Origin of the sequence: Aquisalimonas sp. 2447, assembly GCF_012044895.1 — a bacterium.
GTDB lineage: Bacteria > Pseudomonadota > Gammaproteobacteria > Nitrococcales > Aquisalimonadaceae > Aquisalimonas.
This window is the reverse complement of sequence record NZ_CP050695.1, coordinates 721,995-734,457: the sequence shown is the minus strand read 5'-3', so window position 1 is coordinate 734,457 and position 12,463 is coordinate 721,995. Positions and strand designations below refer to the sequence as shown.

The window sequence follows — 12,463 nt, the reverse complement described above, 5'->3', positions numbered from 1 at the left end:
ACCGGCCGGTCGACGTGCCCCTCGCGCCCCATCCTGGACACCCCATGCGACAGTACGTTCCTCTCTTCGTTGTGGCCATCCTTGGCCTGATGCTCGGCGGCGCGATCTTCTGGACGGCGGAAGACGAGACCGCCGGGCCCGGCCGGGCCGAATCGCGCGCCGTGCCGGTGGAGGCAGTCGCGCTGGAACGGCGGGATCTGCTGGAACGGGTTCGATTCAGCGGCTCCCTGGTGGCGGCGACGCGGGTGAACATCGCACCGCGGGTGACCGGACGCCTGGACCGTCTGCACGTGGACCTGGGCGACACGGTGGAGCCGGGGGATCTGCTGGCTGAGCTCGACGACGAGGAGTTCCGCCAGGAGCTGGCCCAGACCCGGGCGGAGCTGATGGTCGCCGAAGCCAGCGTCAATGAGGCGCGGGCGTCCCTGGAGGCCGCCGAACGACGCCTGCGCCGGACCCGCGAACTGCGCGAGCAGCGGGTGGCGTCGGCAGCGGAACTGGAGGCGGCGGAGACCGAAGTCAGCGCCGAGCGGGCGCGACTTGAACTCGCCCGCGCCCAGGTGACCCAGCGCGAGGCGGCGGTGCGCTCGGCGGAGATCCGGCTGAGCTATACCCGCATCAGGGCCGGCCGCGGCATGGACGGCGGCGTACAACTGGTGGCGGAACGTCTGGCCGACCCGGGCTCGCTGATCCAGGCCAACAACACCATCCTTACGCTGGTTGACCTGGAGCCGCTGCGGGGCGTGGTGTTCGTTACTGAGCGGGACTATGGGCGGCTGCAACCCGGCCAGGCCGTGAGCCTGCGCACCGATGCCCACCCGGGCGAGACCTTCGAGGGCCGCGTGGCCCGAGTGGCCCCGGTATTCCGGGAGGACTCCCGCCAGGCACGGGTGGAAATCGAAGTACCGAACCCGGAGCTGCGGCTGCGGCCGGGCATGTTCGTCGACGCCCGGGTCATCGCCGGCAGCCGCGAGAATGCGCGCGCAGTGCCCACCGACGCGCTGCTGGAGCGTGACGGACAACGCGGCGTCTTCCTGGTGGCTGACGGCGAGGAGCGCAAGCAAGCCCGCTTCACGCCGGTGACGGTGGGGGTGCGGGACGAAGGCTGGGTGGAGATCCGCGAGCCGGACCTGGACGGTCGGGTCATTACCCTGGGGCGCCACCTGCTCACTGACGGTACACCGATCCAGGTGGCCGAAGACCCGGCCGAGGTGGCGGAGCACACGCCGTGAACGCCGCCGGCTTCACGGTCCAGCGCCCCGTTCTCACCCTGATGGTCACCCTGATCGCGGTGACCATTGGCCTGCTGGCGCTGATGCGCCTGCCCATCGACCTGCTGCCGGACATCACCTACCCCACCATCACCGTCAGCACCACTTATACCAACGCCGGCCCGGAAGAGGTGGAAGAGCTGCTGACCCGCCCCGTTGAGGAGGCGGTGGCCGCGGTGCCCGGCGTCGAGGAGATCAGCTCCACCTCCACCGAGGGCAGCAGCAACGTCCGCATCGCCTTCGGCTGGGGGACCAACCTGGAGGAAGCCTCCAACGACATCCGCGACCGGCTGGACCGCATCGTCAACGATCTGCCGGACGATGCCGACCGGCCCCGGGTGCGCAAGTTCGACGCCGCTGACACTCCCATTCTGCTGGTCGGGGTCGCGGCGCCACTGGATCCCATCGAACTGCGGCAACTGGTGGACGACCGTATTCGCCCGCGACTGGAGCGCCAGAGCGGTGTCGCCGCCGTGGACGTCTGGGGCGGGCTGGAGCGCGAGCTCCGCATCGAGGTGGACCCGGACCGCCTGCAGGCGCTGGGTTTGGACCTGGAGCAGGTCCGCGATGCCGTGCGCGAGGCCAACGTCATCGTGCCCGGCGGCGACATCATGCAGGGCCGCTTCGAGATCCGCATCCGCACGCCGGGGGAGTTCCGCGACACCGAGGAGATCGGCGCCACGGTGATCGACGTCCGGGACGGTGCACCGGTCACGGTGGGTCAGGTCGCCGAGGTCCGCGACACCCATCAGCGCGTCACGCGCATCATCCGCATCAACGGCGAGCCGGGGCTGCGGCTGGCGGTGCGCAAGCAGTCCGACGCCAACACCGTGGACGTGGCCCGCAACGTCAACGCCGAAATCGAGCGCCTCAGCCGGGACTACCCGCAGCTGCAGATCGTGCCGGCGGTGGACAATGCCCAGTTCATCCAGCGGTCCATCAACAACGTCTCCCGTTCCATTCTCTACGGCGGCAGCCTGGCGGTGCTGGTGCTGCTTTTCTTCCTGCGCAACATCCCGTCGACCCTGGTGGCCGCCACCGCCATCCCGGTGTCGGTGATCACCACCTTCGCGCTGATCTACTTCGGCGGCTTCACCCTCAATCTCATGACCCTGGGCGGTCTCGCCCTGGGTGTCGGCCTGATGGTGGACAACGCCATCGTGGTCATCGAGAACATCACCCGACGACGGCGGGATCTAGGCGAGGAACAGCGGGCCGCGGCGGTGGCCGGCACCGGCGACGTGAGCGCGGCCATCATCGCCAGTACCCTCACCACCCTGGCCATTTTCCTGCCCATGTTCTTCGCCCAGGAGCTGGCGGGTGTGCTGTTCCGTCAGCTCGCCTACGTGGTGGCGTTCGCCCTGTTCTGCTCGCTGGTGGTGGCGCTGACCCTGGTGCCCATGCTCATGGCCCGGCCCAGCGTCGAGCGCGCCACGGCCCCGGCAATGTTCGCCCCCCTGGCACGCGGTGCCGGCAACCTGGTCGCCGGCATGGAACGTGGTTATCTGCGCTTGCTGGAGTGGGTGCTGGGCAACCGCGCCGCCGTGCTTCTGGGAGCAGTGATCCTGTTCGTGGCGGCCCTGGCCATGGTGCCGCGGCTGGGAACCGAGTTCATGCCGGAGACCGACGACGGCCAGGTCCGCGTCACCTACGAGATGGAGCCGGGCACACGGCTGGAACTCATCGACGAGGAGGTCCGCCGGGCCGAGGCGGTGATTGCCGACACCGTGCCGGAACTGGCGAGTTCTGTGGTCAGCGTGGGTTCATCCACGTTCCGGGCCAGTTCGCCGGCGCGGGCGGACATTCGCATGAGCCTGGTGCCCGCCTCGGAGCGCGACCGCAGCAGCGACGAGATCGCCAGGGAGCTACGCCAGGACCTTGGCCAGACCGCGGGAGCAACCCTCAGGGTCCGCGCTCGGCAGAGCATGGTCTTTCGACGGCTGGGTACCGGCGACGACGAGCAACTCGCCATCGACGTGCAGGGCTTCGACCTGGAGACACTGGACGCCGTCGCCGATCAGGTGGCGGACCGGCTGGAGGGTGTGCCGGGGATCACCGACATCAGCCTGGCACGGGAGGACGGCACCCCCCAGGAACTGGTGCGCGTGGACCGCGACCGCGCCGCCGACCTGGGACTCAGCGTTGGCCGGGTGGCGCGGACCATACAGACCGCACTGGGCGGCAGCATCACCGGCCAGTTCCGCGACGCCGGCAGCGAGCACCCCATTCGCGTGCAACTCCGGGACGCCCGGGCGATGAGTACCGACGACCTGCTGGCATTCACCATCCCCGGCCCGGACGGGGGCGCCATCGCACTGCGCAACGTGGTCACGCTGGAGACTGCGGAAGGACCCATACAAATCTTTCGCAAGGAGCAGCAGCGGCTGAACACCGTCTCCGCCAACATCGCCGGGCGGGATCTGGGCTCGGTGGTCGCCGATGCCCGTGAGGCCCTGGCGGACATGCCCCTCCCCCGCGGCGTGGACATCACCTTCGCCGGCGACTACGAGGAACAGCAGGCGGCATTCTCGGAACTCGGGGTGACCATGCTGCTGGCAATAGCGCTGGTCTACATGGTCCTTGCCAGCTTGTATGAATCCTTCCGCGACCCGCTGATCGTCATGGGCGCCGTACCCATGGCCGCCATTGGTGTGGTGGGCCTGCTGCTGGCCACCGGCACCACCCTGAACACGCAGTCCCTGATCGGCTGTATCATGCTGGTGGGCATTGCCGTGAACAACGCCATCCTGCTGGTGGACCAGAGCGGGCGGCTGCGCACCGGTGACGGCCTGCAGGTGGGCGCGGCAGTCCGCGAGGCCGCCCGCCGGCGATTGCGGCCGATCCTGATGACCTCGCTGACCACCATTCTCGCCCTGCTGCCCCTGGCGCTGGGGCTCGGTGAGGGCGGCGAGGCGCAGGCGCCCATGGCGCGGGCGGTGATCGGCGGGCTGTTCAGCTCCACGGCCATCGCCCTGTTCGTGATACCCGTGCTTTACACCCTCTTCCACCGGGACCGCACCACATGACACGCAGCATCAGCGCCGCTCTGTCGGCATTGCTCGCCACCGGATTGCTCCTGCCGACGCTGGCAGCGGACATGCCCGGCGATGCCGGCCTGGAGCAGGTCGAAACCCGGGCCGTGGACCCCGGGTCACCCGGCGATCCCGCCCGCGCCGATGGACTGGAGCTGGAGGGCGAAGGCCGCGAGCGCCACGCCGCCGAGCTGGACCTGGAACTGCCCATGGACTGGACCGGACCGGAACCGGTGGACGATCTGCCCCTGGAGGTCGCCGTCGAGGATGCCGTGTTCCTGGCCCTGCAGCACAACCGCTCGCTGGCCACGGAACAGCTCCAGCCCGCCATCCAGGGCACCTTCGAGGCGGTGGAGCGGGCCGAGTTCGATCCCGTGATTTTCGGTGAACTGAGCATCGGACGGGATCGCGTGGTGCAGCAGTTCCAGGAACTGGATGCGGCGGCACAGGAGCGGCGCACCGAAACCGAACGCATCCAGGGCGGCCTGCGCCAGCAGTTGCCCACTGGAACGTCACTGGAAATGTCCGTGCGCAGTGACCGTTCCGATCGCTCCGGCGTCGATGAGCAGTATGCGGCACGCGCCGGTGTCACCCTCACCCAGGCCCTGCTCCGCGGCGGCCGCATCGATTCCAACCTGGCCAGCCTGCGGCAGGCCGAAATCGACACCCTGGCCAGCGTCTATGAACTGCGCGGCTTCGCGGAAGCGCTGGTCGCAGAAGTCGAAGCCGCCTACTGGGACTACGTGCTCGCCGGTGAACGGGTGCGCATCTTCAGCGAGGCCCTGGACGTGGCCGAGCAGCAGCTGGACGAGACCCGGCGCCGCATCCAGGTGGGGGATCGCCCCGAGACCGACGAAGCCGCGGCGCAGGCCGAGGTGGCCCTGCGCCGCCAGGGGCTCATCGACGCCCGCAACCGGCGCGAGAGTAACCGGCTGGGCCTGTTGCGACTGATGAACCCGCCGGGCGCCAGCTGGGAGACGGCCATCGATACCCTGGACGAGCCAGAGGTGCTGGATCTGCCTCTGGGCGAGGTGGGCGAGCACGTTCTACTCGGCCGCAGTCTGCGCCCGGATATCAACGAGGCGCGTTTGCGCATCCGTCGTGGCGAGCTGGAAGTGGTGCGCACCCGGGATGGCATGCTGCCGCGGCTGGATTTCTTCGTCACCCTGGGCAAGACCGGCTATGCCGACAGTTTCGGCAGCTCCTGGCGGGATCTGGACGGCCCTGGCTACGATTTCCAGGCCGGTATCCAGGCGGAGATGCCCCTGTTCCGCCGCGCCGAACAGGCCCGCAGCGACCGGGCCGGTTTCAACCGCGATCAGGCCGTGCAGGCGGTGGCCAACATGCGCCAGATGGTGGATCTGGACGTCCGTAACGCCTGGCTGGAAGTGGAGCGCACCCGCGAGCAGGTGGACGCGGTGGCAGTGACCCGGCGCCTGCAGGAGGAAGTACTGCGCGCCGAACAGGCCCGCTTCGAGGTGGGCCAGACCACGGCCATCGTGGTCGCCCAGGCGCAGCGGGATTTGCTGGAGAGCCGACTGGAAGAGATCGACGCCGCCGCCTCCTGGCGCCAGGCGGTCACCGAACTGCACCGCCAGAGCGGTACCCTGCTCCTGCGCCGCGGCATCGCCATGCCGGGGGACGAGGAGGTGGTGCTTTGAGCCGGCGGACCTGAACGTCCGCCCACGCCGGCGCCCGACACCTTCTGACCTCAGTAGGGTGCATCTTGATGCACCTTCCGGAACATGCCGGCCAAGGCGGCTTGATCCGAGGCTGCCGTGGTGCATCAAGATGCACCCTACGTGCGGCTACTCCTGATCCGGCGTTGACCGTCAGTTCGCGCCCGTCTCCAGCGGCTTGAGCCGCGCCTCGATCTGCGCCCGCTGTGGCTCCAGAAACGGCGGCAGGGCCAGGGATTCGCCCAGACTGTCCAGAGGCTCATCGGCGTCGAAACCCGGGCCGTCCGTCGCCAGTTCCATGAGAATGCCGTTGGGCTCGCGGAAATAAAGGCTGCGGAAGTAGTAGCGGTCCACCGGGCCGCTGTTGGGCATGCGGACGTCCTTGAGGTGCTCGGCCCAGGCCTGGTATTCGGCATCGTCCACGCGGAAGGCCACGTGGTGCACACCGCCGGCACCGGGCTGCGCCGACGGCACCCCGGGCTGCACGGCCACATGCAGTTCCGCCCCCGCACCGCCGTCGCCCATGCTGAACACCAGCATTTCGGTGCCGTCGTGGTCATAGCTGCGCGCGTGCTCCATGCCCAGCAGCCGTGTCAGCACCGCCTCGGTGGGCTCCCGCTGGCGAACGCTGATGGTAATGGGGCCGAGCCCGCGGATCTGGTGCTCGGCGGGCACCGGGCTGCGATCCCAGGAGTGGGCCTCGCCGGCACCACCGTCGTCCACCAGGCTCAGGCGCTGGCCCTCGGGATCCTCGAAATCCAGGGTCAGCCGGCCGTCGCGCTCCTGGACGCCGCCGTGGCGCACACCCCGCTCATCGAAACGTTGCTGCCACCATTGCAGAGTCTCGGCACCGGCCACCCGGAATGCCGTGTTGCTGATGCTCTGACTGCCGCGCTGCTCCGGCGGCGCCGGGAAGTCGAAGAAGGTGATGTCCGTCCCCGGAGAACCCACGGCGTCCGCGTAGAACAGGTGATAGGCCTCGGTCTGGTCCTGGTTCACGGTCTTCTTCACCAGGCGCAGCCCCAGGGTATCCGTGTAGAAGGCGTAATTACCTGGAGCATCCGCGGTGACCGCGGTGAGATGGTGAATCCCCTTGAGCTGCATGGCGTCCTCCGTTGGGTGTACTGACGCGAGCCAGACCTGAGCCTCGCATCGTCATCGATCGAACTGCATTGTCACGTACACGGGCGTACCGAACCAGCACAGCATTTTGCGCGCCGCGGCTTTCCAATTGACTTGAACCCGGTCGCGCCTGCCATAATAACTGAGAATTAGACTCAATCTAACAGTACGGGAGTACACCATGCGATTGCCGGTCCTGGTCCTGCTCGCCCTGACCATTGCCCTCTCGCCCGCCGCAGTCGTTGGCGACGATCGCCCGCGGGTCGCGGTCACCTTTTCCGTCCTCGCCGACCTGGCCCGGGATATTGCCGGTGAGGATGCCCAGGTGACATCCCTGACGCCGGTGGGCGCCGAGGTCCACGAGTGGGAGCTCACGGCCCGCAACTTCGCGGCGCTGGAAGACGCCGACATCGTTTTCTACAACGGCTACAACCTGGAGCAGTGGATGGGACAGGTGCGCGCCACCACGGGGGGCGACACCCCGATTCTGGCCGTGGCCCAGCGCAGCGAGTGGAGCACTCTGCCCATCGTCACCGGGGATATGGAAGGCGCCCCGGATCCGCACCTGTGGATGGATCCCCGGGCAGCCGCCGCCTATGCGCGCGTGATGGCGGAGGCCCTGGCGGAGCTGGTGCCGGAAAAGGCCGATGCCTTCCATGAACGCGCCGATGCGCTGGAAGCCGACCTGAAGGCACTGCACCAAGAACTCACGGAGACGCTGAAGGCGATTCCCGAGGACGATCGGACACTGGTGACCAGCGAAGCCGCGTTCCTGTACTTCGCCGATGCCTACGGCTTTGAACACACCGGGATCTGGGGCACGAACTCCGAAGAGGAAGGTACACCGCGACAGGTCGCGGAGGTCACCGACTTCATCCGCGAGCGCCAGCCCCGCTCCCTGTTCTGGGAGAGCACCATCTCCGACCGCCACGTCCGCGGCATCTCCGGGGATACGGGAATTCCCTACCATGGCCCCCTGTACGTGGACTCCCTGAGCGCACCGGATGGCGACGCCGGCACCTATACCGCCATGATGCGCTACAACGCGCGCATGCTGGTCGACAAACTGGCACCCTGAGCCCATGAGCCTGCACGCCGTTCACAGCCGACACGCCGATGATGCCCACGCCGTGGCCGTACGCGGACTGACCGCGGCGTACGACGGCGCGCCGGTGCTGGATAACGTCAGCTTTCAGCTGGAAACCGGCCAATGGCACGCCGTGATCGGTCCCAACGGCTCCGGCAAGACGACGCTACTCAACCTTCTCGCCGGATCACTGACACCGGTGACCGGGCGGATGCAGCTGTTCGGCGACGACCCGGACGTGTGCCGCCGCCAGAGCCAGGTCGCCTACATGCCCCAGCACGAGAACCTGGAGTGGGACTTTCCCGCGTCGGTATGGGACACGGTGATGACCGGCCGTTACGGCCACATGCGCCAGGACTCCCTGGCGCGGCGCTTCCTGCCGCCCCGACTCAGCCACCGGCGTCACCATGCCATCTGCCGTCAGGCACTGGAAGAGGTGCGCATGGAGCACCTGGCGCGCCGCCCCATCGGCCAGCTCTCCGGCGGCCAGAAGAAACGGGTGCTGCTTGCCCGGATGCTGGCCCAGCAGGCGCCGCTGGTGCTGCTGGATGAACCCCTGGTTGGGCTGGACAAGGACAGCCGGCGCCTGATCCTGGACGTGCTGCTGCGCCAGCGCCAGCAGGGGCAGACCATCGTCATGGTCACCCATGACCTGGTGAACACCCTGAAGTACGCCGATCAGGTGCTGTTGCTGAACCGCTCACTCATTGGTATCGGTCCGCCTGCGGAGATGCTCCAGGACGACATGCTGACCCGCACCGCGGCGGCCAACTGGCTTGACCGCAAGCCCGCCGCCGAGACAGAGGACCTGCAGGCGCAATGACGGAAGCCCTGGACGCCATCAGCCGCGCCATCGTCGACGTCCTCCTGGGCGGGCTCATGGGCGTGATCGACCTGCTGCCGGAAACCATCTCCGGCCCGTTCCAGTACGCGTTCATGCAGCGCGCCCTGCTGACAGCGGTGGTGGTGGGCGCGACCTGCGGCATGCTGTCGTGTTTCATCGTGCTCAAGCGCTGGTCCCTGCTCGGTGATGCCATCTCCCACGCCGTGCTGCCGGGGGTGGCCATTGCCTACCTGCTGGGCTGGCCGTTCTTCATCGGCGCGTTCATCACCGGCGCACTGACCTCACTGGGGATTGGGGCGCTGGAGCGGCACACGCGGCTGAAGGCCGATGCCGCCATGGGCGTGATGTTCACCGCCGCCTTCGCCATCGGCGTGGTGATCATCAGCCAGATCGCCACCAGCACCCACCTGATGCACATCCTGTTCGGCAACGTTCTGGGCGTGCAGCCGGTGAACCTGCTACTGACCATGATCGCCGGCGTCATCGCCGTGGTGGCCGTGGTGCTGTGCTACAAACCGTTTCTGCTGTATACCTTCGATCCGGTGCAGACCCGTGCACTGGGGTTCAACTCAGGGCTGATCCACTACGGGCTGATCCTGCTGCTCACCCTGACCATCGTGGCCAGCCTGGAGACAGTGGGCATCATCCTGGTGGTGGCCATGCTGGCAACCCCGGGGGCCACGGCGCATCTGCTCACCGACCGGTTGCCGGCGATGCTGGCCATTGCCATCGGCGTTGGCGTGTTCTCTGCCATCGTCGGGCTGTATCTGGCGTTCTACTTCAATTTCGCCTCCGGCGGCAGCATCGTCATCGTGGCATCGGTCCTGTTCCTGCTGGCGCTGATACTCTCGCCCCGTCACGGCCTGCTGCGGCGCTGGTTCCGCAATGCCGCCATCCGACGGGCGTGAACGGCCGGCGACGCGGACAGTGTTGCGCTGTCAGCGTCGGTCCAGCTTGTTCTCCAGGCGCTCCACCTTGGCATGAAGCTCCTCGATCAGGCGCAGCATGCGCTCGCGCTCCTCGTGGGCCTTGGCCTCGGTTTGCTGATGCTTGGCGTCCGCCTCCTCCATGTGCCGCTCCTGCATGGTGTTGACGATGATACCGATGAACAGGTTGAGCACCGTGAACGCCGACAGCAGGATGAAGACCACGAAATAGAGCCAGGCCAACGGGTAGACTTCCATCACCGGCCGGGCGATCTCCTCCGACCAGCTCTCCAGGGTCATTACCTGGAACAGCGAGAACAGGGTCAGCCCCAGATGGCCGAAGTCTTCCGGGAAACTCTCGCCGAACAGCTTGGTGCCCATGACGCCGAAGATGTAGAACACCAGCCCCAGCAAAAAGGCGATCCAGCCGATGCTGGGAATCGCCTTCAGCAGTGACTCCACGATCATGCGCAGCCGCCCGACCTTCGCCACCAGGCGCAGCACACGCAGGATGCGCAGCGCCCGCAGCACCGAGAAGGGCCCCGTGTCCGGCATCAGCGAGATGGCCACGATGAAGAAGTCGAAGACGTTCCAGCCTTCCTTGAAGAACCGGTAGTCGAAGGCGAACAGCTTCAGCGCGATCTCGATGACGAAGATCGTGAGCACCACCCGCTCGGTGATCAAGAGCGCTGTGCCCGCATGACGCTGGATGACGTCGAAGGTCTCCAGCCCCAACGTAATCGCGTTGAAGCAGATCAGCACGATGATGAAGTTCTGCACCGGGCGGCTTTCCACCCAGTTCCCGACACGCTGCCGCAGGCCGGGGGCCGCTGCTTGTTCCATAGAGAGACTCGACTTTGGGACGATTGTCCGTGATCCGGGCCGGTTGGGCACGAAAGGCCGTCAGTATAAGCGTTCGCCACTTTTCGGGAAGCAACGGTTCTATCAGCCGAATACGGCCGTGGTGACCAAGAACAGCACCATGCCCACCAGCGCCCCCACCAGCGTGCCGTTGATGCGGATGTACTGGAGGTCACGCCCGACGGCCAGCTCCAGGCGATTCACCAGGCTGTCGCTGGGCCAGTCGTCCACCACGTCGGCGATGAAGGTGCCGATGCTGTCGCGGAACGGCAGCACCAGCTCCCGCAGCAGGGCTTCCAGGCGTTCGTCCAGGCGGGCGCGGGCCTGCGGATCCGTCTGCAGCGTCTCGCCGAACTGCTGCAGGCTGCGGATCAGGGATTCACGGAAACCGGAGCCCTCACCGGTCACGCCCTCCAGCAGCGCGCCGCGCAGATCCTCCCACAGGGTCTCCAGCATGTCCTGCAGCTCGTCGCTGGCGAGGACCTGGTCACGCAGGTGATCCAGCCGCGCGCGGAGGGCCCCGGAGTCCCGCAGTTGTTCGCTGAACTCGTGCACCCATCGTTCGAAATCCTGGCGCACCGGATGGTCGTGCTCGGCCATCTCGCCCAGCCACTCGTCCACCCCGTCGATGATCTCGTCGGCGAGCCGGCGGTCGAAACGCCGCGGCACCCACCAGCGACTGCGGGCACTGACCTGCTCGCGAATGGCATCCTGATTACGCCGTAGCGCCTGGCGCGCCACCAGCAGACCGCGATCGAACAGCTGCTCGTGCTCGCGACTGGCCAGAAACACCTGCAGCAGCCGGTCCAGCACCGGCACCAGGTCCAGGCGCCGCACATGGGTTGCCAGCACGTCCCGGTAGAAGCCGCGCACCTCCCGGTCCTGGAAGGCGTTGATCACATCAGGCGCAAGCACCAGCATGCGATCCGCCACCAGTGCGGCATTGTCCCGGCGCGCCAGCCAGCCCCCCAGATGCAGGGAGGGGTCGGCCTGATGCAGCCGCGCCAGGACCACCTCCTGATCCAGGAAATGGCGCGAGACGAAGCGGCCCAGTCCGCGGCCCAAGCGGTCCTTGTTCCGCGGCACGATGGCCGTATGCGGTATCGGCAACCCCAGGGGGCGGCGAAACAGCGCCGTCACCGCAAACCAGTCGGCAACGCCGCCGATCAACCCCGCCTCCGCACCGGAGCGGACCAGCAACCACCAGTACCCCGGATCGTCCACGAACTGGGTGCCGAAGTACACCGCACCGGCGCCCACCAGAGATGCCGTTGCCACACGCCGGTGACGCCGCAGGGCGTCGCGCTGCTGGTCATCCTCCTGCGCCAGGGTCATCCACCGGACCGCTGCTGGCGGACGCTGGCCACCTTGTCGTCGAGGCTCTGCTGCCGGTCGGTGCGCGTGCCCACCTTGATGCTGGTGAACAGCCGCGGTGCGCCCTTGGCATGCAACCGCTCATGGCAGCGCTTCACCGCGGCGAACACGGTATCCCACTCGCCTTCGACATTGGTGCCGTAGGCATGCAGTTCGGTGGCCAGGCCGGCGGCTTCCAGTTCCTCCTGACAGGCGGCGATATATTCGCCCAGGGAAGTGCCGCTGCCGATGGGAATGACACAGAGTTCCAGATGCACGTGCATGGTG

The 12,463-nt window shown here is 67.5% G+C and carries 10 protein-coding genes; 6 read left to right on the top strand and 4 right to left on the bottom strand.

The window, feature by feature from the left end:
• Positions 1 to 44: 44 nt before the first annotated feature.
• From KU884_RS03355 to KU884_RS03345, 3 genes are read left to right on the top strand one after another with little or no spacing between them, the layout of a single operon-like run.
• Positions 45 to 1,232 (top strand): efflux RND transporter periplasmic adaptor subunit, encoded by a 1,188-nt coding sequence (locus tag KU884_RS03355; protein WP_167781295.1) that lies wholly within the window; start codon positions 45 to 47, stop codon positions 1,230 to 1,232.
• Positions 1,229 to 4,297, top strand: coding sequence for an efflux RND transporter permease subunit (locus KU884_RS03350; protein WP_167781294.1), 3,069 nt, complete (start codon positions 1,229 to 1,231; stop codon positions 4,295 to 4,297). The genes KU884_RS03355 and KU884_RS03350 overlap by 4 nt, the downstream gene beginning before the upstream one ends.
• Entirely contained in the window at positions 4,294 to 5,964 is a 1,671-nt protein-coding gene (locus tag KU884_RS03345) for a TolC family protein (RefSeq protein WP_254432157.1), read from the top strand. The genes KU884_RS03350 and KU884_RS03345 overlap by 4 nt, the downstream gene beginning before the upstream one ends.
• Positions 5,965 to 6,135: 171 nt before the next feature.
• Here KU884_RS03345 and KU884_RS03340 read toward each other — a convergent pair whose 3' ends face one another.
• Positions 6,136 to 7,086 carry a ring-cleaving dioxygenase gene (locus KU884_RS03340; RefSeq protein WP_167781293.1) on the bottom strand — a complete coding sequence of 317 codons (951 nt, stop codon included), beginning with the start codon at positions 7,084 to 7,086 and terminating at the stop codon, positions 6,136 to 6,138.
• Positions 7,087 to 7,285: 199 nt separating this feature from the next.
• On the opposite strand from KU884_RS03340, the gene KU884_RS03335 reads away from it, so the two are divergent.
• From KU884_RS03335 to KU884_RS03325, 3 genes are read left to right on the top strand one after another with little or no spacing between them, the layout of a single operon-like run.
• Positions 7,286 to 8,182, top strand: a complete 897-nt coding sequence (locus tag KU884_RS03335) for a metal ABC transporter solute-binding protein, Zn/Mn family (protein ID WP_167781292.1) — start codon at positions 7,286 to 7,288, stop codon at positions 8,180 to 8,182.
• Between the two features lie 4 nt (positions 8,183 to 8,186).
• A complete protein-coding gene (locus KU884_RS03330; protein WP_167781291.1) occupies positions 8,187 to 9,014 on the top strand; it encodes a metal ABC transporter ATP-binding protein in 828 nt (275 codons plus the stop codon).
• Positions 9,011 to 9,943 (top strand): metal ABC transporter permease, encoded by a 933-nt coding sequence (locus KU884_RS03325; RefSeq protein WP_167781290.1) that lies wholly within the window; start codon positions 9,011 to 9,013, stop codon positions 9,941 to 9,943. Before KU884_RS03330 ends, KU884_RS03325 begins: the two co-directional genes overlap by 4 nt.
• A gap of 30 nt (positions 9,944 to 9,973) precedes the next feature.
• Here KU884_RS03325 and KU884_RS03320 read toward each other — a convergent pair whose 3' ends face one another.
• The 3 genes from KU884_RS03320 to KU884_RS03310 form a co-directional block, all read right to left on the bottom strand.
• On the bottom strand, positions 9,974 to 10,804 hold the full coding sequence (locus KU884_RS03320; protein WP_167781289.1) for an ion transporter: 831 nt from the start codon (positions 10,802 to 10,804) through the stop codon (positions 9,974 to 9,976).
• A gap of 102 nt (positions 10,805 to 10,906) precedes the next feature.
• Positions 10,907 to 12,157, bottom strand: coding sequence for a DUF445 domain-containing protein (locus tag KU884_RS03315; RefSeq protein ID WP_167781288.1), 1,251 nt, complete (start codon positions 12,155 to 12,157; stop codon positions 10,907 to 10,909).
• Positions 12,154 to 12,459 (bottom strand): MTH1187 family thiamine-binding protein, encoded by a 306-nt coding sequence (locus tag KU884_RS03310; RefSeq protein WP_167781287.1) that lies wholly within the window; start codon positions 12,457 to 12,459, stop codon positions 12,154 to 12,156. The genes KU884_RS03315 and KU884_RS03310 overlap by 4 nt, the downstream gene beginning before the upstream one ends.
• Between the last annotated feature and the right edge of the window lie 4 nt (positions 12,460 to 12,463).

Bases quoted from the DNA above. Each gene is read 5' to 3' on its own strand.
- KU884_RS03335 (WP_167781292.1), top strand. From the start codon at position 7,286: ATGCGATTGCCGGTCCTGGTCCTGCTCGCCCTGACCATTGCCCTCTCG.
- KU884_RS03340 (WP_167781293.1), bottom strand. From the start codon at position 7,086: ATGCAGCTCAAGGGGATTCACCATCTCACCGCGGTCACCGCGGATGCT.
- KU884_RS03355 (WP_167781295.1), top strand. From the start codon at position 45: ATGCGACAGTACGTTCCTCTCTTCGTTGTGGCCATCCTTGGCCTGATG.
- KU884_RS03315 (WP_167781288.1), bottom strand. From the start codon at position 12,157: ATGACCCTGGCGCAGGAGGATGACCAGCAGCGCGACGCCCTGCGGCGT.
- KU884_RS03325 (WP_167781290.1), top strand. From the start codon at position 9,011: ATGACGGAAGCCCTGGACGCCATCAGCCGCGCCATCGTCGACGTCCTC.
- KU884_RS03310 (WP_167781287.1), bottom strand. From the start codon at position 12,459: ATGCACGTGCATCTGGAACTCTGTGTCATTCCCATCGGCAGCGGCACT.
- KU884_RS03330 (WP_167781291.1), top strand. From the start codon at position 8,187: ATGAGCCTGCACGCCGTTCACAGCCGACACGCCGATGATGCCCACGCC.
- KU884_RS03345 (WP_254432157.1), top strand. From the start codon at position 4,294: ATGACACGCAGCATCAGCGCCGCTCTGTCGGCATTGCTCGCCACCGGA.
- KU884_RS03320 (WP_167781289.1), bottom strand. From the start codon at position 10,804: ATGGAACAAGCAGCGGCCCCCGGCCTGCGGCAGCGTGTCGGGAACTGG.